The sequence below is a fragment of the Herbaspirillum sp. C9C3 genome (genome assembly GCF_013359625.1).
Classification (GTDB): Bacteria; Pseudomonadota; Gammaproteobacteria; order Burkholderiales; family Burkholderiaceae_D; genus Herbaspirillum.
In genome coordinates this window covers 20377-38744 of sequence record NZ_JABFMQ010000012.1, presented here as the reverse complement: position 1 = coordinate 38744, position 18368 = coordinate 20377, and the positions used below count along the sequence as shown (strand labels likewise).

The 18368-nt window shown below is 57.5% G+C and carries 20 protein-coding genes and 1 tRNA gene; 11 read left to right on the top strand and 10 right to left on the bottom strand.

The features are described 5' to 3' along the window. Window positions 1-77 precede the first annotated feature (77 nt). The gene (locus HNO82_RS12970; protein ID WP_008331244.1) at window positions 78-326 is read right to left on the bottom strand and encodes a DUF3297 family protein; all 249 of its coding nucleotides are present in this window, start codon (window positions 324-326) and stop codon (window positions 78-80) included. Between the two features lie 242 nt (window positions 327-568). Between HNO82_RS12970 and HNO82_RS22380 the strand changes: the two genes are divergently transcribed. The 4 genes from HNO82_RS22380 (at window position 569) to HNO82_RS12955 (ending at window position 2722) form a co-directional block, all read left to right on the top strand. Beyond that, window positions 569-691: a hypothetical protein gene (locus tag HNO82_RS22380; RefSeq protein WP_008331242.1), complete on the top strand. Its 123-nt coding sequence runs from the start codon at window positions 569-571 to the stop codon at window positions 689-691. A 474-nt stretch (window positions 692-1165) separates the two neighbouring features. Next, on the top strand, window positions 1166-1651 hold the full coding sequence (locus HNO82_RS12965; RefSeq protein WP_237713574.1) for a FecR family protein: 486 nt from the start codon (window positions 1166-1168) through the stop codon (window positions 1649-1651). Next, window positions 1644-2255, top strand: coding sequence for an OmpA family protein (locus HNO82_RS12960; protein WP_241820836.1), 612 nt, complete (start codon window positions 1644-1646; stop codon window positions 2253-2255). Before HNO82_RS12965 ends, HNO82_RS12960 begins: the two co-directional genes overlap by 8 nt. A 290-nt stretch (window positions 2256-2545) precedes the next feature. Next, complete coding sequence (locus tag HNO82_RS12955) at window positions 2546-2722, top strand: hypothetical protein (RefSeq protein ID WP_008331236.1); 177 nt, start codon at window positions 2546-2548, stop codon at window positions 2720-2722. A 31-nt stretch (window positions 2723-2753) separates the two neighbouring features. Here the strand turns inward: HNO82_RS12955 and HNO82_RS12950 are convergent, their stop codons facing one another. Continuing rightward, the gene (locus HNO82_RS12950) at window positions 2754-3131 is read right to left on the bottom strand and encodes a response regulator (RefSeq protein ID WP_008331232.1); all 378 of its coding nucleotides are present in this window, start codon (window positions 3129-3131) and stop codon (window positions 2754-2756) included. A 256-nt stretch (window positions 3132-3387) separates the two neighbouring features. On the opposite strand from HNO82_RS12950, the gene HNO82_RS12945 reads away from it, so the two are divergent. Then, window positions 3388-4008, top strand: a complete 621-nt coding sequence (locus tag HNO82_RS12945) for a LysE family translocator (RefSeq protein ID WP_175344060.1) — start codon at window positions 3388-3390, stop codon at window positions 4006-4008. On the opposite strand, the gene HNO82_RS12940 is transcribed toward HNO82_RS12945, so the two are convergent. Together HNO82_RS12940 and HNO82_RS22375 are read right to left on the bottom strand one after the other, a co-directional pair. Continuing rightward, the gene (locus HNO82_RS12940; protein ID WP_249776999.1) at window positions 4005-4241 is read right to left on the bottom strand and encodes a hypothetical protein; all 237 of its coding nucleotides are present in this window, start codon (window positions 4239-4241) and stop codon (window positions 4005-4007) included. The two genes, HNO82_RS12945 and HNO82_RS12940, sit on opposite strands and share 4 nt — an antisense overlap. Window positions 4242-4424: 183 nt before the next feature. Beyond that, complete coding sequence (locus HNO82_RS22375) at window positions 4425-5702, bottom strand: methyl-accepting chemotaxis protein (RefSeq protein WP_175343996.1); 1278 nt, start codon at window positions 5700-5702, stop codon at window positions 4425-4427. Between the two features lie 243 nt (window positions 5703-5945). On the opposite strand from HNO82_RS22375, the gene HNO82_RS12930 reads away from it, so the two are divergent. The 3 genes from HNO82_RS12930 to HNO82_RS12920 all read left to right on the top strand — a co-directional run bounded on the left by HNO82_RS12930 (window position 5946) and on the right by HNO82_RS12920 (window position 8200). Then, on the top strand, window positions 5946-6848 hold the full coding sequence (locus HNO82_RS12930; RefSeq protein WP_175344059.1) for a DNA/RNA non-specific endonuclease: 903 nt from the start codon (window positions 5946-5948) through the stop codon (window positions 6846-6848). Between the two features lie 102 nt (window positions 6849-6950). Next, complete coding sequence (locus HNO82_RS12925; RefSeq protein ID WP_175343995.1) at window positions 6951-7502, top strand: DUF2846 domain-containing protein; 552 nt, start codon at window positions 6951-6953, stop codon at window positions 7500-7502. Between the two features lie 128 nt (window positions 7503-7630). Continuing rightward, on the top strand, window positions 7631-8200 hold the full coding sequence (locus HNO82_RS12920; protein ID WP_034350847.1) for a hypothetical protein: 570 nt from the start codon (window positions 7631-7633) through the stop codon (window positions 8198-8200). A gap of 38 nt (window positions 8201-8238) precedes the next feature. Here HNO82_RS12920 and HNO82_RS12915 read toward each other — a convergent pair whose 3' ends face one another. The 5 genes from HNO82_RS12915 to HNO82_RS12895 form a co-directional block, all read right to left on the bottom strand. Then, window positions 8239-9354: a sterol desaturase family protein gene (locus HNO82_RS12915; protein ID WP_175343994.1), complete on the bottom strand. Its 1116-nt coding sequence runs from the start codon at window positions 9352-9354 to the stop codon at window positions 8239-8241. 189 nt (window positions 9355-9543) lie between these two features. Further along, window positions 9544-10875 carry a hypothetical protein gene (locus HNO82_RS12910; RefSeq protein ID WP_175343993.1) on the bottom strand — a complete coding sequence of 444 codons (1332 nt, stop codon included), beginning with the start codon at window positions 10873-10875 and terminating at the stop codon, window positions 9544-9546. Beyond that, on the bottom strand, window positions 10875-12164 hold the full coding sequence (locus HNO82_RS12905) for a lipopolysaccharide biosynthesis protein (RefSeq protein ID WP_175343992.1): 1290 nt from the start codon (window positions 12162-12164) through the stop codon (window positions 10875-10877). Before HNO82_RS12905 ends, HNO82_RS12910 begins: the two co-directional genes overlap by 1 nt. Before the next feature lie 444 nt (window positions 12165-12608). Next, a tRNA-Thr gene (locus tag HNO82_RS12900) sits at window positions 12609-12684 on the bottom strand. A gap of 130 nt (window positions 12685-12814) precedes the next feature. Further along, complete coding sequence (locus HNO82_RS12895) at window positions 12815-13321, bottom strand: hypothetical protein (RefSeq protein ID WP_008331221.1); 507 nt, start codon at window positions 13319-13321, stop codon at window positions 12815-12817. 343 nt (window positions 13322-13664) lie between these two features. On the opposite strand from HNO82_RS12895, the gene HNO82_RS12890 reads away from it, so the two are divergent. Continuing rightward, window positions 13665-13991 (top strand): plasmid stabilization protein, encoded by a 327-nt coding sequence (locus HNO82_RS12890; protein ID WP_175343991.1) that lies wholly within the window; start codon window positions 13665-13667, stop codon window positions 13989-13991. Between the two features lie 225 nt (window positions 13992-14216). Here the strand turns inward: HNO82_RS12890 and HNO82_RS12885 are convergent, their stop codons facing one another. Next, the gene (locus HNO82_RS12885) at window positions 14217-15359 is read right to left on the bottom strand and encodes a branched-chain amino acid ABC transporter substrate-binding protein (protein ID WP_175343990.1); all 1143 of its coding nucleotides are present in this window, start codon (window positions 15357-15359) and stop codon (window positions 14217-14219) included. 203 nt (window positions 15360-15562) lie between these two features. On the opposite strand from HNO82_RS12885, the gene HNO82_RS12880 reads away from it, so the two are divergent. Both HNO82_RS12880 and HNO82_RS12875 read left to right on the top strand, forming a co-directional pair. Then, complete coding sequence (locus tag HNO82_RS12880) at window positions 15563-16075, top strand: Lrp/AsnC family transcriptional regulator (RefSeq protein WP_008331218.1); 513 nt, start codon at window positions 15563-15565, stop codon at window positions 16073-16075. Window positions 16076-16556: 481 nt separating this feature from the next. After that, a complete protein-coding gene (locus HNO82_RS12875; protein ID WP_175343989.1) occupies window positions 16557-18320 on the top strand; it encodes a cation:proton antiporter in 1764 nt (587 codons plus the stop codon). Window positions 18321-18368: the final 48 nt, after the last annotated feature.

Below are 18368 nucleotides of genomic sequence, written 5' to 3'. Positions count from 1 at the left end.
AGCGTGATGCTGCGGGCCTTTCTGCATGCGGGGAGGAAATGGCCGCGCGTGAGCGCTGCCGGCAGATCAGGGAAGGATCAGCGGTAGAAAGCTTCGACCCGGCCCTTGAGCTTGGTCAGCATGGGATTGCCCTTGCGATCGAGGGCGCGACCGGCGGGGATCTTGATCCAGCCTTCGCTGATGCAGTACTCGCTGACGTTGTTCAATTCCTTGTCGTTGAGCTTGATGCCGATGTCGTGCTCGAAGAGGGCGGCATCGTAATGCGGGCTGCGGGGATCGATGCTGAGTCGATCGGGGAGGGCGGGGCGTTGTGCGGTATCGTTCATGGGCGCGATTATCGGATATAAAAACCGCCAAGACAATGGCTCTGCGGCCTGCCGGCGTTGCGCGTCGTGCTGGCCCTGGCCGTACGGCAGCGGGCGATGGCGGGCACTCGGCTATAATGTCGGGCCTTGGCCGCTGGCCCGCCCCGCTGGATGCTCACTGGCAAGCCATGTGAAGTTCGTGGTGCGGGGAGGGCGGTCCAACCCGTCAACCTGCCGGCACCGCGCCGGCTGCTGGAGAAAACATGAACAATCGTGCAAGAAAACGCCTGATCTACCGCCGTCATCGCATCGGCATGCTCATCGCCGCCATCGAATCCCTGATCGCTCTGGAAGAATCGATGCTGGAAGCCAAGAAGGCGGCCTGAGCAGTTGCATCGCTTTGGCGGGTGTTGTGCTCACCCTTGAAAGACCGGTCATTTGCCTGACCGGTTTTTTTTCGTCCTGCGATGCGTTACCCCGGTGCCATGGCGATGGCACCGGGGTAACGCATCGCAGGCTGCTTCCTTGAGACTCCAGCATGTACGTCAACCAGACCCCATTTCATCAACAGGCGTGAGATGCGTTCGGTCCAGAACCCGGAGGGAGCGCCCCGTTTGGGCGAATTGCCGCGTGACGAATTTGGGTCAAGACGCCCGGTCTTGACCCACTCGCGCCTTGCACTTCATCCCAAACGGGACTCGCTCGCACTCACGCCTGTTGATGAAATCGGTTCTAAAGAAAAGTTGACCGGAGGGATGATTTTCTGTGAAATTGCGCAGTGGCATCGTCGCCAGCTCGCTTCGTTTGGTCGTGCTGGCCGACGGATCATCATCACGATTTCGGGGGAACATGGCATGGGGATGGCGAACACAGGGAAGGCGGGCCTGCTGTGCAGATGGCGTGGGGTGCTGCTTGCCGGCATCTGGCTGCTGGGTCAGGCCGATGCGTCGGCACAGGAGAGCACAGCCAGCCAGGCCGGCATCGTCAAGGTACTGCAAGGGGATGTACACGCCGAGCGTAGTGGCAAGAGCCGGCCACTGGCCATTGGTGAGCGTCTCTATGCGGGAGACCGCGTCGTGACTGCTGCGGCCAGCTCGGTCGGCTTCACCCTGCGTGACGACACGCTCATCTCGCTCGGCCCCAACAGCCAGTTCCTGCTGGAACGATTCGCCTACAGCGACAAGACCGACGAAGGAAACATCGCCGTGCGGCTCACCAAGGGTACACTGCGCTACGTCTCCGGACTGATCGGCAAGCGTACCCCGGAGAATCAGTTGCTGAGCACGCCGACGGCTACCATCGGCATTCGTGGAACCGATTTCATCGTGGAGGTGCCCGGTGAATAAGCTACTGCTCCCCTTGTCGACGAACTGCGCCCTGATGGCGCTGGTCGTCCTGCTCGCAGCCTGTGCCGGACCCGGCGAGCGTTTTGTTCTGCTGCCGCAGCCCGATGGTTCGGCCAGCAGCATCGTGGTCAAGACTGCCAGCGGTGAGACCGCGCTGACCTCTCCCTACGCTGCTGTCCAGACGCGCGCAGGCAAGCCCGAGCCTGTGCAGACACTGTCGGCGGCTGAAGTGGAGCGCCGTTACGCCGAGGTCATGCGCAGCCTGCCGGCACGCCCGCGCAGCTACGACTTGTTGTTCGAACTGGGAACGGACCGCCTCACGCCACCCTCCCAGGAATTGCTCAAGAAGGCCATCGCCGAGATCAAGGAATTCCCGGCCGGTGAATTTGTTCTCACCGGTCACGCCGACAATATCGGCAGTGATGCCACCAACGATGCCTTGTCGCTGCGCCGCGCGCGCCTCATCGAGCGCGAGCTGCAGCGGGCAGAGGTCAAGGCCCTGAGCATCGAGGTCATCGGCAAGGGAGCCCGCGATCCCCGGGTCCCGCAAAAACGCGGCGTGGCCGAGCCGCGCAACCGCTTCGTGGAAATCAAGATCCGCTGAACCAGCGCGCTTGCCTGGCCGCACAATCGCTCCCGGTCGTCGTCTCTCACCTCGGCAATGGTCAGGATAATCACGCCAGGCTGGTCGGACCACGGCCTCATCGGTGCTCTTCAGACATGTGTCGGCGCCCCCTGTTGCCTCAGTGATCTCCCGGCCAAAATAAATCGTTGACTATCCAATAGCTCAGCAATGACCTGTGTGCGATACAGATAGGAAATTTCCTGATATTCCCGAATTTATATAAAACATAAGATCACGCCATCGCATCAACCTTTCCAATGCAGGCGGACATGGCCATGATTGATTTTCTTCTCCACTACGGCAGCTATCTCGCTGCGTTCTACGCGGCATACGTCGTGGTCGGCATGGCCTTGTCGGGCCTGTTCCTGTGGCGAGTACTCAAGCGCAAGCCGGCCATGCGGCCTACGCCTGCCAGAACGGACCAGGCGCAGTGTGATATCTCGTGAGGTTCATGGGCGCGGTGCGCAAGTGCCGCTGTCATTGCACCGCCTCGATGGTCGTGAGCAGTTGCTCGAATGAGCAGGGTTTGGTGAGCAGGGCAGCAAACACCCCCAACGCCTGCCAGGAGTTGCTCATGGGAGTGGCGCTGAGCAATACCACCGGAATGGTCGAGAACCGTACATCGGCCTTGATCCGGCTCGCCAGTTCGAAACCATCCATCACCGGCATGCGCAAGTCGGTCAGTACCACATCGACCGGGGCCCCCGTACTGGCCATGAGCGCCAGCGCATCCTCGCCGTTACCGGCTTCCAGCACCTGATAGCCTGCGCCCTGGAAGACCTCCGCAAAAATGGTTCTGACATCCTTGTTGTCTTCAACGATCAGCAGGGTACGAGCGCGACTGCTCGGATTCATGAAGCGATCTCCGGGTGGATTGGCTACGTCCTGAGATCAGAACGAACGGCATCGCGATTATGTGACCGAAATGGAAATACCTGCATCAGTCAATTCCTGTTTCATGGGAAAGATTCGCTGACAGCGGTGTAAGAATATGCGCTTCACCTGCGCGTCGTTGTGCGGCCCGCTAGAATGAACGTCTCGGTGGCTGGAACGCGTTTCACCCATAGGGATGCGTTCTCCCGGTGTCACCCTCATCTGCCAAGGACCCATGATGTCTCCGGAAAGCCTGTTGCTGTTCCTTCCTTCCTGCTTCGCGCTGAACATGGCCTTTGGCCCCAACAATCTGCTGTCCATCACCATTGGCGCGCACCATGGCCTGCGACATGCACTGCTGGCGGCAGCGGGTCGCCTGGTGGCATTTGCACTGATGATCGGCGTGGCCGCCGTGGGGATGGGCGCTCTGCTGATGGCCTCGCAGATGGCCTTTACGGTAGTCAAGCTGCTGGGGGCGGCTTATCTGATCTGGCTGGGTTGCAAGCTCATTTTCGCCCGGGCCGAGGTAGGCGGGCAGGGAACTCAGGCGCTGCAGCGCAGTATCGCTGGCCATGCCCGCAAGGAATTCCTGGTGGCCATCGGCAACCCCAAGGCCATCCTGGTGTTTACGGCGTTCTTCCCGCAGTTCGTGGTCCCTGAAAATTATTTATCCAGTTTTCTCACTCTGGGCGCGATCTTCCTGGTGCTGGAACTGGTAGCCATTGCGGCCTATGCCTACGCGGGAACGCGGCTCAAGGGGCTGCTGCAGAATGCGCGTGGCCTGCGCTGGATGAACCGCATCAGCGGCGCGATGATGGTCTTCTTCGGCACCTTGCTGGCGCTGGCCAGGCGACCCTAGGAGAAGCTCAGTTCCAGGCCAAGCATCCTGGAGACAAGAAACGTGGCCACGCCCAGGACCACCAGCGAGACCACGAACAGCGCCGCCACCTTGCCGCTGGCGCGCAGGACCGCGTTGCGCTCGGCTTGCTTGCCCTTCTTGCCCTGATCGTAGTGCCATTTGATGGCGTAGAACATGCCAATGCCGAGCACGGCAAGCTTGAAGATGATGAAGACGATTGGAACCCAATCCATGATGTCGACCATTCGATTCGCTGGAAGAAAAATCCGGTGCCAGCTTTGCGAATCCGAAAGTAGCAGAGGTGAGTCACCGTTTCCGTAACGGTGACGTGTGCATTCTAACCAAGGCAGTGCGTCAGGGTCCAGCAGACAAGATCCATACAAGCGCACGGATTGTTTTTTGGTCCCGGTTTAGGTTCATTTCATCAAGAGCTGGAGCTGGCCCACCGCTTCATTGACGTGCTCGATCTCGTTGGTCTGATTGTGCGCGGAAGTGCTGATGGTCTCGATGATCTCGCTGATGTTGTTGATGGACTCGACCATGGTGCTCATGGTCTTGCCGGCGTTCTTGACCAGATCCGCGCCCTGTCGGGCCTCATTGACCGAGCCGCCGATGAGGGTCTTGATTTCGCTGGCCGAGGTCGCCGTGCGTTGCGCCAGGCTGCGTACTTCACCGGCGACCACCGCAAATCCGCGTCCGTGCTCGCCCGCGCGGGCTGCTTCCACGGCCGCATTGAGGGCCAGCAGGTTGGTGCGGAAGGTGATTTCGTCGATCACGGCGATGATCTCGGTAATCTTGACCGCACTGGTATTGATCGCGGCCATCTTGTGTACCACCTCATTCATGACTTCTCCGCCCTGCACGGCGACGGTCGAGGTGGACTTGACCAGCTGATTGGCCTGCTGCGCGCTGGCCGATCCTGCGCTCAATGCTTCGGACAGGCCCTTCACCGCTGCCTGCAGGGTCTGCGTGGCTTGAGTCTGGACGGTCACGTCGGTGGCATATTTGACGACCTTGAAGACCCGTCCATTCATGTCGAAGATGGGGTTGTAGTTTGCCTGCAGCCACAAGGCATCGCCATTTTTCTTGACCCGCCGATACAGTCCCGCGTCATATTCGCCCATGCCCAGCCGCTGCCAGAATTGCTTGTACTGCGGCGAGGCGCGCTCGGAAGGTTCGACGAAGATGGCGTGATGCTTGCCCTGGATCTCTGCAAGTGAATAGCCTACGGCGCGCAGGAAGTTGTCGTTGGCATGGAGGATATTGCCCTCCACATCAAATTGGATGACGGCGCGTACCTTGTTGATTGCCGTGATCTGCCCCGAGAAATCCGCTAGCTGCATTTGCTGCTGTGTAACATCGCGGGCATATTTGACGATCTTGAAGGGACGTCCCCAGGCATCCATGATCGGGTTGTAGGTTGCCTGAATCCACACCTCGGCACCTGATTTCGTGATGCGGCGATAGAGGCGCTGATCGAATTGGCCGCGTCCGAGCTTCTGCCAGAACTGTGCATAGGCCGGTGCATTGCGCTCTTGCTCGTCGACGAAGATGCGATGATGCTGGCCTTTGATTTCGGCCAGCGAATAGCCCATGAGATCGAGGAAGTTCTTGTTGGCCTTGATGATCTTGCCGTCGAGCGTGAACTCGATGACGGCCACCGCTTTGTCAATTGCGGCGAGTTGTCCCAGCATGTCTGCTTTTTTTCTTCTGTAACGAGAGAAGAACGAGAGCGAATCAAGAAGAGCCATAGCAGGAAGCTGAATAAGGGTTGATCTTTGGCTAGCGCCATCTCGGCGCAAGCGGGAGGGTCATTTTTCTGGTTGAATGGAGATGACCTCTTCAGGCCGTAGTGTATGGAGCGGGATAAAAACAACCATCGGAGATTTCCTGATGGGCTGGCAGGGATGGTGGATGCGCGTTACCATTCGGCCGCTATGGCAACACGACAGAAAAAGGCAGCCCCGCGCAAGCGCGCCACCTCCAGAAACAGCAAGCAGAAACGCACAGGATCCATCCGCCGTTTTCTGATTTCCTTCACCAGTACGACGCTCGTTGTCTTCGGCATTGCCAGTTGCGTCATCAATACGCAGCTGACCGAGGGCTGGCGGGAGCGATTGAGCCTGCCTCATCTCGACCTGCCGCTCGAGGACGCGCCTGCGCCTGCGCGGCAGGCCGAACCGGGGCGCACGGTCACTCGCTTTGCGCAATGTCCGCAGTTCTTCCCTGGCGCGCATCCCGTGCAATTGCCTGCGGGCGCGCACTTGCGGGAATTGTGTTTCAGCGCCTTTGCCGTGCTTTACAACACGCAGACCAAGACGCCCTTGGTCGTAGTGGAGCGCCTGAATCGCTCAGTCCTGGTGCATGCCCGGGAGCAACATCGTACGGACCGGTTCTATCCGGAGTCACGGCTGCCGCGCGCAGAGCGGGCGGAGCTGGAGGATTACCGGGGATCGGGCTACGCGCGCGGACATATGGCGCCTGCCGGGGACATGGCGACGCCGGAGTCGATGGCGCAGAGTTTTTCATTGGCCAATATGGTCCCGCAGAATCAGAAGCACAATTCCGGCCCCTGGTCCAAGATCGAAAGGGATACGCGCAAGTACGCCATGCGCGCGCGCGGGGATGTGTTCGTCTTCACAGGACCGCTGTTCGATGCCGCGCCAAGCACGATAGGGCGAGGTCACGTTGCCGTGCCCGCGCGGCTCTTCAAGCTGGTGTATGACGCCAGCAACGGCAGGTCCTGGGCGTATGTGCAGGCCAACCGCGCTGATACCGAGGTGGGAGCGCCGATGGATTATGCGGCCTTTGTGCGGCGGACGGGGTTGCGGTTGTTATGACCGCCGCAGTCTTTGCTGATATAGTTTGCGACGTCCGCGATCGGCAAGATGCGGACAAATAAGAAATCAATACATCTCCGCAAAGGAGATAGGGGGAAGAAAATGATAAGAAATGTCGCCAGTTTCAATACCTTGTTTGCCACATTGCGCCGTCTGGTGATCGGGTTTTTCTGTTTGCAATGTCTGGCTTCTTGTTCCGCTACCGGCCCTTTGTTCAGCGACGCGGGGCCCGTCCCGGTGGACAAAGGCAGAGTGTATGTCTACCGTCCGGATCTATGGGCCATGGGAGTGGTACGGGCGCTGATCAGTGTGGATGGTACGCCGACTTTCGAACTGGATAACAACGGCTATTCCGTGCTTGATCTCACCCCGGGGGCTCATGTGTTTGTGCATACCTGGGGCAAGAAGTTCTATACCACTGACGTCGTCACAGGCAAGCCCGTAACGGTGACCGTCGATGTCAAGGCAGGCCAGACGAAATACGTGATCCTTCGTTCGCAGGCCAACAGTCGCCTGACGGATTTTTCGCCAACGCCAACGATGCGAACGCAATACAGCTGGCAGATTTCTGAAATCGCGAACAGTATCGGGCAAGAAGAGATCGCCAAAACGCATTACCAGGCGCCTCTGCCTGCAGTCGTGGGGACGAAGTAATGAGGTGAGGAATCACTCCCCAGTGCTTGAGACGTCAGCGTTTCTCGTGACTGCGATGTATTGCGTATGGTCTGGCAGCGTAAGTGCCCAGTCTTTTCTTGAATTGCTCTTCGAAATCTAAATCAAAAATGAGATCCCTCGCGTTTCGCCTGCTCGTTGTGTGCCTGTTCGGCAGTCTATTGGTTGGATGCGCTACCAATATCGAATTGGCCCCCATTGATTCTGCAAGAGTTGCCAAGGTCGATGTGATCGATAATCGTCCGGCTGACACCAAGGTCTACAAGTCATCCGACTGGGCAAAGGCGGTCAGGTATCTTGGTGATGACAGTTTCTCTACGCCGCCGTTGAAGCAGTTGGCCGCACTTCTGGAGGTGAGACTGAAGCCGGGGTCATTTACTCTCCAAGTTGATCAATTCCGTGTCATTGACATTTTCCCCATCAGAAAGGGCCAGGCAATGGCGGGCGCATTTTTCGGAATAGGGATCGCCTTGTCGGTTCGGGTTCCGACGAACGATGACAGCATTCAGTGCATTTTCTCCGGGAAGCTTGGCACGCATTTGATTGAGACTGCCGAAGGCGAGACTTACAAACTCTCTCCTGTCGGCGTAATGGTTGCCAACGATCCGAGCTTCAAGTCGGCCGTCAATGGATGCTTGTCCAAGCTTGCGCAGAAAATCGCGGATGAGGCTGACCGGTAGTCTCCTTCAATATCTCCATTGCGGCCTGAGGCGTCGCGTCAGAGCAAGGCGTAGGCTGTCACTGCCGCCGTCACATCAATGGCAAGCACCAAGGCCAGGCCCAGGCGACGCTGCATGTACGCACCGAGCGTCCAGAAACAGGCGAGCAAGGCGGCGCTGATCACCAGCAGGTGCAGGTAGGACTGTTCCTCTGCCCTCCACAGCAGAGTCGAGGCAGCTGCCAGTAGTGCCAGGAACTGTAGTACTGACAACCACTGCCTCACGCGCGGCAGCTGCACATCATAGCGACGGCGCGCGAGTTCAAGGTCGAATGGGCGATGTGCTTCCATCCCTGGCGGCTGCCAGCCAGGGGCTTTGAACCATATTTTCAGCTTGTCCTGCCAGCGCGGCATCTTTGCCGCACTGTGGAGTATCTGCCAGTAGCCGGACACGATTGCCCAGATCGGATCCCAGCTATTGAGGGGCATACGCGTGCCGTAGACCACCTGCTCCTTTTCTTCGGCGAAGGTGCCGAATATGCGGTCCCAGATCACCAGCATGCCACCGTAGTTCTTGTCGAGGTACTGCTCGTTGACTGCATGATGAACCCGGTGATTGGAGGGTGAGGAAAACACGCGATCAAACCAACCCAGCTTGCCGATGTGTTCGGTGTGGATCCAGAATTGATAGGCCAGCACCACCAGTCCGGCGATAGCGAACTGCTCGGGCTCCACGCCCAGGATCGCCATGGGCAGGTAGAACACCCAGCCGAGCAGTGCCACGGTACTTTCTTGACGCAAGGCCGTGGAGAAATTGAAGTCCTGGCTTTGGTGATGCACCGAGTGAGCCGCCCAGCCCAATGCGTTCTCGTGGCCGAACCGGTGCAACCAGTAGTCGAAGAAATCGAATAGCAAGATGGCCGCGATCCAGCCCAGCGCACCTTGCCAGAAGCGTGCCGCCGGGAAGATGGCCAGTGCACGGTAAGCCAGCGAATACAGCCCGACCTGGAACAACTGACTGAGCAGCGCCACCAACTGGCTGATCATCCCCTGCGACAGGCTGGCCATGACGTCGGACAGACGATAGGTGTTGCGGCCGCGAACGTAGCCATAGGCGAATTCCACGGCGATCAACAGCAGGAAGACGGGAATGATGTAGACAATGATTTTTTCCATGGGGATATTATGACGCGGCGCACAAGATGCTGTCTGACAAAAGCCTGACGATAACTGCTTTCCAGGACGAGTTTTGACAAGGTACAGCGGATGCACGCTGCTCACACTGAACCAGAAAAAGCGGTCTACATTTCCGCGGGCGGCTTCTGTTACGGTACTGGTCGGAGGGGCGAAGCGTTGAATTGGGACTTAACTGAAAGCACTTCCATGCAATTGAGAATTCTCTTCACGCACAATTCGGCGCACTAGAATATCAAGACAGAGCAAAGTTATCGGCACTAACGCAATGCCGTAAGTAACCAAAGCTGTATGCAACGCAATTTGGTTGAGAAAGACTAGATTCATTCCGACCACTGCCAAATAGGTCGCGCGCAATGATGCCACCCTGATTTTCCTTCCGAGGAAATCCACGGACCAAAGCAGTAACGCCCCTAACAGAGCATAAGCAACCAGTCCGGGCATGCCAAATGCCGCATATCCTCCCAAGAAATAGACGCCCGGATTGCTTCCGCTATCGGTACCAAGAAGTACCTTGGCCACTTCGATATCGGGTAGTCGCGCGGATAATCCAAAAAATTTTGCAAGAAGGTTGATGCCACCAAATCCCGTATAAGACAGCATTTCTGGATATACAGTGAAATATCGCACGATCACTGAGTACGTCTCGCCCCAAATGCGCTCGATTGCCAGGTTCAGCGGAAGCACCGTACCATTTATCACGGCGCTCTGATATTGAGCCGTATAAAGTACGACTAGCATGGTTACGATGATGACCGTAGCTATTACGAGCATGGCCGCGAGAAATCGTATATCGAGAAAGCGCGGATATCGACAAGCGCCCAGAATGACAGCATAGCCGATGAAGAAAAAGATCGGCAACTTCGACAACGAGGCAGGCAAAGCCACGAATATCAACGCGGCCAGCGCGGCAGCAAAGACCAGCCTCTTTTTTTCTAAGAATGGATACAAGGTCAAACAAAACAAAATAGGTAATACAGTGAAGCGTGCACGAGCAAGAATCCCTTCGATAATCCATCCGTCCGAATAACTCTCGTTGCGAAGTCTTCGATAATCACTGCCCTCGAACTGAAAGCTAAAGAACCGGAGAATATCGAGCTTGAACTTGCGGAATTCGGGACTGATCATCAGAAGTGAAAACATCGCCGCCAGACACAGGGCAGCGATACCTGCTATCACCAATGTCGACCGCTTGGTGGAGATCTCCTGCACCCGTCGGGTCAGAGAATCGAATCGTCGCTCTGCATAGCGACGCAAGATAAATACCATCGATCCAGTAGCAAGCATGATGAGCATACCGGCCTCTGCCCTGGTTGCGGCTTCAGAAGGCAGGTGCAAGCCATTGAGTGTTGTTTGCCCGCTGGGATTAAAGATAAAGCCTGGTACGTAGATCAATAGAAATGACAGGACGAAAAAATCGCTGGGTTCAACCAGGCTCGAATATCGGGATTTCAACCACGACCGGATGAACAGCGAAATTAGTATGAGCTTCAATAAAATCACTAAAACCTCGCAGCTAAATTCGCAGAATCTTGTTGCAGAAGTCCATATATGCCGACTCCAAAAAATATGGCGAACAGTAAAACATTGGAGATCAAAGACGCCAATGCGATCGCATATCCCCCCCAAGTTACGACTAAGCCGATTGCAACGGGAAGCACAATAGCTAGTGCGAGCAAATGGGCATAGGCATAAATTGCTTCGCGACCACTCATCAACATCAGATTGCTCCAAGGAAGAGAAAAGGCAAAGAGAACTTGGGAGAAAACAATAAGGCCGAGGTATTGAGATGAATCTTCGTACCGTGCTCCAAACAGAAAGCCCATGATTTGGGCGGGATATTTCATCAATAGCCACGCTAAAGGCAGCGCACACAGCGTCACAAGCAGCGTCTGCAGTGCCATTTCACGACGGAGCAAAGCGATGTCTCCTCGAGCGGAAGCCCTGCTGACATGGGGCGAAAAGACCGGGAGCAGTACAGTCGGTGCCACCAGCAACAGAACCGTGGCCCGTTGTGCTGAGTTGTACAGAGCAAATTGTACAGCCGGACCAAGCGTCGCCAGCACTAGCGTGTCAAGCCTGTCCAGAATGGCTCTTCCACCAAAGCCGAGCAGAGACAGTCCTCCGGCGCGTATCCATGCGCGCGTATTGAACGTCGGACGCGCCACATTCAAATAGGGACGTAGTGCCTTTAAGACCACCGGAATCTGTATCGCGCAAGACACAAGTAGCCCGAGAAGGAACGCCAGAGCGGCAGGGGTCGCGCGCGCCGGTTGAATGAGCCATACGATACCACCCGTAATAACAACCGGAAGTACCTCGGAGGCAGCGATGCTCAATGCCGGCATGCCAAGAGCAATAAGATATTCACGCAAAATAGCTACGACCGCGTACACAGTTATAACCGTGGCGATACAGAAGTAAAGGCTCCTGTCCTCCTCCCGCATGAGTCCATAGAGGATCATGCCGACAGCCGCGCACAGCACCGGAATCATTGGAACCTGGAAAGAGCGAAGGATAAATCCTTTGAAAATGACCGGTGATATTTCGGAACGCCGAGCAACTTCACGGCGAATCAAATTGAGCCATCCAATCGTTCCCAGCTGGGTCAGCAATTGCGGCAAGGTGATCGCGAAAATAAACTGTCCATTGTCGTGTTGCGAAAAAATCCGTGCCGTGAGCGCAAACAGTGCGATTGAGGAAAATCGCGCCAATACTACGCTCAGGGAGGTGCGCAACAACGAAAAAAAGCGAGGTAAGAGGTGCATGAACATGTCCCCGATGAGCTTCATTTAAATTTGTATTATTGCAATTTTGCTGCTTGTCACAGCTTTGATGTTATCCGCCGCGTGATTTTCACACAGTCGTGTGTCTTCTGGACGCGCAGTGTCGTTCACCTTTGAACTACTATGAGCCGGAAGCGTTCACCAAGAAAGGAGAAAAGGTCCTGCCAATCGAGGCAATTCCAAATTGGCTTGGGCCGGGAAAACCGGGTAGCTCACAACCAGAAGACCTTGGAGCCACCACAGCTTTGGCGAAAAAGGCCACGGTTGAACTGCGAGCGCTCTTCAAGTTTTCGTTGAAAAACTTGTGGAGGAGAGTCTCATCACGGAGTAGTCCTATATCACGTTGATCAACGCCCCGTAAACACGAGTAGCTATTGGTGATGAGCCAGTAAATTTGGAAATTCCGGAGCAAAAAAAAGCGGCCTGCATCGCTGCAAGCCGCTTCTATTCTGGTGCTGATGGGCGGAATCGAACCGTCGACCTACTGATTACGAATCAGTTGCTCTACCAACTGAGCTACATCAGCAAAAGTCCGCGATTATAACGGGTTATTTCGGCTTCATCCAGATCCCTGCCAGAAATTTTCAGCCGGCCTGCCCCAAGAGGCAGGCCCGTGCTGCGCGCTGGCCCAGGCCGCCAGGACCGGCCACTACCGCTCACCCATCAATTTTCTTGTCCTCTTCCTTGGCCTCTTCCATGGCGTCCGGCTCCAGCTCTTCGGCCGAACGGTTGCAATAGATGAAATAGCCCCAGGAGGCCAGCAACACCCCTGTCCCCACCAGCAACGCCGCGGCGTAGATCATGTCAGCGGCCTCCTCGTGCGCGGCGCGAAAGGTCATCACCAGGCCCTCGATGGCCAGCGCCACGATCACCACCACGAAAAACCGCGACAGAAACCGCCGTACCCGCGTCGGCGCGCTGATGTTGGCGTCCCGGACCACCTCCTCTTCCGTAATGGTCTCGGCAATCTGAAATGCCACCACCGCTGCGGCCAGAATACCAATGGCCTCGATCAGCGCCTGCGCCTGCACCAGCCCCAGACCTTCGGTCACCGCGTCAAATCCCATGCGCGCAGCAATGGCGATCAATGCCAGTGCACCCAGCGCAAACAAGACCGCAATCACCGCATGCACCACGCCAAAAGCCGCCGTGATCCGTTTCATTCTTTTCTCCCGTCCGTTTTGTGATGAGCGGTTGGACTGATGAGGCACAGAAAGGTTGTCTCATGATTTTCCTTGTGACGTTTCCTGTCGGCATCACCGCCGCGAGGCACCCGGGAAAGGATGACCAATGCGCACGCTTGCACCGCGCTCCAGAAATGGCCGGGCAGATCGGCAAGGCGTTCGTGTTCTCCTCTTCCTACAGGGCTTTCAGTCTCTATCGGATGGCGGGGCCAAGGGGAGGGAGGGAAGATGAATTCTTCCTGGGGAAAACAATTCTCTGAGCAGTCGATCCCCATCCACTGTCCGCCTGTCCATGGGTGGGCGCCAGCCTGAGGAGGCCATCATGCCGCAAGCCGCATGGAGCAAAAAACGTGAACGCCAGTACCAGCACATCAAGTCCGGCACCATGAAACGTGGCACCGGCATCCAACGTGCCGAGGAAATCGCCGCGCGCACCGTCAACAAGGAACGCGCCCAGCACGGCGAATCCAAGAAGGCCAGCAAGACGTCCACCCAAGATATGCCCGCCTCGCGTCGAGGGGGGCTACGTTCACACACCGGCTCCGGTGGCCCTACCTACAAGCAGTTGTATGCGCAAGCGCGCACGCGTGGCATCAAGGGCCGCTCGACGATGAACAAGGCGGCGCTGCAAAAGGCGCTCTCCAGCTGAACGACAGGGTCTAAGTATCCGGTCTGGATGTGCAGGAGAAAAAACTAAGTAAACCGGAACATGGCGAAAATCATTAAAACAATATGCGCAGCGCGGTCAGCACGTCCCGACCTGGTAAAAACTTTTCTACCAAAAGAAAGCGCCCCCGATCTACATCGGGGGCGCTGCCTCATCTTCGCGCTGGAGGCCATCCCGCAAAGCGGCCACCAGAAAAGATCTTCGCTATTACTTGGTCACCGCCAGCACGGTACGTTGGCCGCCCTTGTAGGTGTACAGTGTCAGCGAACCATCCTTGATATCACCCTTGGCATCAAAGGCGATTACACCGGTCACGCCCTTGTGGCTGATCTTGGCCAGCTCGGGCAGGTATTTCTTGGGATCGGCGGAGCCGGCCTTGGCCATGGCGTCTGCCACGGTCATGGTGGCATCGTAGGCATAGGCAGCGTTGTAGACCACGTCAATGCCGAACTTCTTCTTGTAGGCCGCACGGAAATCATCCATCCCCTTCTTGCCTGAGGCATCCACGCCACCGGCTTCGGCACAGATCACCTGGTCTTCACCCAGTCCATCGCCGGCCAGGCCGGGCAGCGAGCCGGTGCAGATACCGTCACCGCCCATGAACTTGGCGCCGATGCCCAGCTGCTTCATCTGTCGCAGCATCGGGCCACCCACTGCGTCCATGCCGCCAAAGAAGATCACCTGCGGCTTCTTGCCCTTGATCGAGGTCAGGATGGCATTGAAGTCGGTGGCCTTGTCATTGGTGTACTGGGTGGCCACGATGCTGCCGCCAGCAGCCTTGGCGCCCTTGGCGAATTCCTCGGCGACGCCCTGGCCGTAGGCGGTGCGGTCATCGATCACGGCAATCTTCGTGGTGCCCAGCTTCTGCACCGCATACTTGCCCAGTGCGGCACCCAGCTGCGCGTCGTTGGCGACCACGCGGAAAGTGGTCTTGAAGCCTTGCTGCGTATACTTTGGATTGGTGGCCGAGGGCGATACTTGCGGGATGCCGGCATCGCTGTAGATCTTCGAGGCCGGAATGGTGGTGCCGGAGTTCAGATGGCCGATCACGGCAGCAACCTTCTGGTCGACCAGCTTGGTGGCCACGGCAGTGGCCTGCTTGGGATCGGAGGCATCATCTTCGCCCAGCAGCTCGAACCTGACCTTCTTGCCGCCAATGGTGAAGCCCTTGGCGTTCAATTCGTCGACCGCCATGCGCGCGCCGTTCTCGTTGTCCTTGCCCATGTGGGCGTTAGGACCGGACAGCGGACCCACATGAGCGATCCTGACCACTTCCTGGGCATACGCGGCGCCTGCGAATGCCAGACCAACAGCGGCGGTTAATGGAATAATGGCGCACTTGAGTTTCATAACTTTCCTCTGTAGATTGGATTGACCACTTTTAATGTTTTGTCTCACAACACAGTTTATTCAGATCCCTGTTGCGGCGACCTGGCGTACCGCTTTGCTTTCGTCTCCGACTTTCTGAATAATGCGACGGTACAACATAAGAATCGGCCAAGCCAAGTTTTTTTTGAGCGGCCGGCCTGAACAATCTTCCTCGACTCTGTCCCATGGCTGCCAAACTTCATACCCTCGACAAGGTGGATCGCAAACTGCTCAACATGCTGCAGAAGGACAACCAGATCTCCACGCGGGTACTGGCTGAAAAGCTGCACATCTCGCAACCGACCTGCCTGCGCCGCATCCGCGAACTGCGCGAGGCCGGCATCATCAGCGCCGAAGTGGCCATGGTCGATCCCTTCGCGCTGGGCTACGGCATGCTGGCCTTTCTCGAGATCTCGCTCAACAACCAGTCCGACCAGCACATGCAGGACTTCGAGCAACGCATGGCCAAGGAGGCCGAGGTGATGCAGTGCTACTTCGTCTCCGGCGAATATGACTACTTCCTGGCCGTGCACGTCATCGACATGGATGCCTATTACCAGTTCGTCAGACGTGTGATTTCTGGCTCAGGCAATGTGCGTCACTTCCAGTCACGCTTCCCCATGAAGCGCGCCAAGTTCACCACCCGCATCGCTTTCGATGAAAAGGCCGTCGAGGTGCAGGTGCGCGTACCGGGCTGAGACTGTTGCGCAAGTCCGCACGGAGGATGCCGTCAACGCATCCGGCAGGATTTTTGTTAGGTTCGGTGCCTGCTTCCCTTAGCAGATGCGCCGAAATTACTAAGTTTTTCATTTCCCGTTGATGCAATCTCATGGTGCAGGATCCTCGTTTTTCCATGAGCAGGCACGCACTTTGCATTGCAGTGCGCTTGTCAGTTGTGTTATTTTCGGGGCATCCCGCAGTGTGCGATGAAGAGATGTTGCGCCACTGCGTCTTCGCTCAAGCCCGTTCAAGCCGTACCGTGGTCACCAGCAACAAGAGCGGACACAGATCAGCACCCAGCGCCGGCGCCTCCTGTGGTCGGCCCGCCAGCAGTACCCGTAACCCTTGTCATCCACCGTCCGCGGCCACAGCCGCGGGGCGCAGCCATGCCCGGTGCCGCAGCCTCCTGCGGCGCCAACCGGCCATCTCTACGGCAACACAGAAAGGAAATCCCGCACGATGCACGAAGTCGAGTTATTCATCCAGGACATGGCCATCATCATGCTCATTGCCGGCATCGTCACCGTGGTCTTCAACAAGTTGAAGCAGCCGGTGGTGCTGGGCTATATCGTGGCCGGCGTGATCATCGGTCCGCATACACCGCCCTACGACCTGATCCAGGATGAGAAGACCGTGCATATTCTTTCAGAATTGGGCGTGATCTTCCTGCTGTTCTCGCTGGGTCTGGAATTCAGCCTGAAGAAACTGGCCAAGGTTGGCGCCACCGCCTTCATTGCCGCCGCCGCCGAGATCCTGCTGATGATCTGGATCGGCTACGAGATCGGCCTGTACTTCGGATGGAAGCGCATGGATGCCATCTTCCTGGGGGCCATGCTGGCCGTGTCCTCCACCACCATCATCGTCAAGGCTCTCAACGAGCTGGGCATGAAGAACGAGAAGTTCGCCCAGATCATCTTCGGCATCCTGATCGTGGAAGACATCCTCGCCATCGGCATGATCGCGCTGCTTTCGGGCGTGGCTACCAGCGGCTCGGTGGATTCCACCGAAGTCTTTACGACGGTGGGCAAACTGGTGCTGTTCATGACGGTCTCGCTGGTGGTGGGCATCCTGGCGGTGCCGCGCCTGCTCAGTTTCATCTCCCGTTTCAAGAGCAACGAGATGCTGCTGGTGGCGGTGCTGGGCGTGCTGTTCGGCTTCTGCCTGCTGGTGATGAAGCTGCAATACAGTGTGGCCCTCGGCGCCTTCCTGGTCGGTGCGGTGATGGCCGAGTCGCGCCAGCTGCATCGCATCGAGCGCCTGGTGGAGCCGATCCGCGACATGTTCTCGGCCATCTTCTTCGTGGCCATTGGCTTGCTGTTCGATCCCGGCGTGCTGGTCAAGTATTGGATGCCGATCACCGTCATCACGCTGGCGGTGGTCTTCGGCAAGCTCATCAGTTGCGGGCTGGGGACCTTCGTGGCGGGGCAGGGCGGGCGTACGCCCATGCGCGTGGGCATGGGCCTGGCGCAGATCGGCGAATTCTCCTTCATCATCGCCGCGCTGGGCCAGAGCCTGAAGGTGACCAGCGACTTCCTCTATCCCATCGTGGTGGCGGTCTCGGCGGTCACCGCCTTGCTTACGCCTTACCTCATCAAGGCCGCCGATCCGCTCTCGGCCAAGGCTGTTACGCTGGTGCCGGCACGCGTCTCCGGCCTGCTGGGCATGTATTCACGCTGGCTGGAAAGCCTGCAGCCTACGGGGGATCGTGCCGAACTCACGCGCATCATCCGCCGCATCCTCATGCAGGTGATGGTGAACCTGGCCCTGGTGATTGCAGTATTCCTGGCCGGGGCCTTCTTCGTGGACGGTCTCTCGCGCCAGCTCTCGGCATGGACGCCTGACCCGGAGATGCAGAAGGCCATCATCTGGGGCTGTGCCCTGGTGCTCTCCTTGCCCTTCCTCATTGCCACCTATCGCAAGTTGCAGGCGCTGTCGATGCTGCTGGCCGAGGTCAGCGTCAAGCCCGAGTTCGCAGGAGCGTATACTTCGGGCGTGCGCAAGGTGGTCTCGGAGGTCTTGCCCATCATGTCCATCGTGGGCATCATGCTGCTGATCTTCGTGTTGAGCGCCAGCATCCTGCCACCGCTGAACCTGCTGGCCTTCGTGCTGGCGGCGGCCGCCGCGCTGCTGTGGTTGCTGTGGAGCAAGCTGGTCAAGCTGCATTCGCGGCTGCAGATTGCGCTCTTCGAGACGCTGGATGAGCAGCCGGACGATGTGCATTGAGCACGTCGATCCTGTCATTTGAGAATTCGGGCGTGACCGGAAACGGCA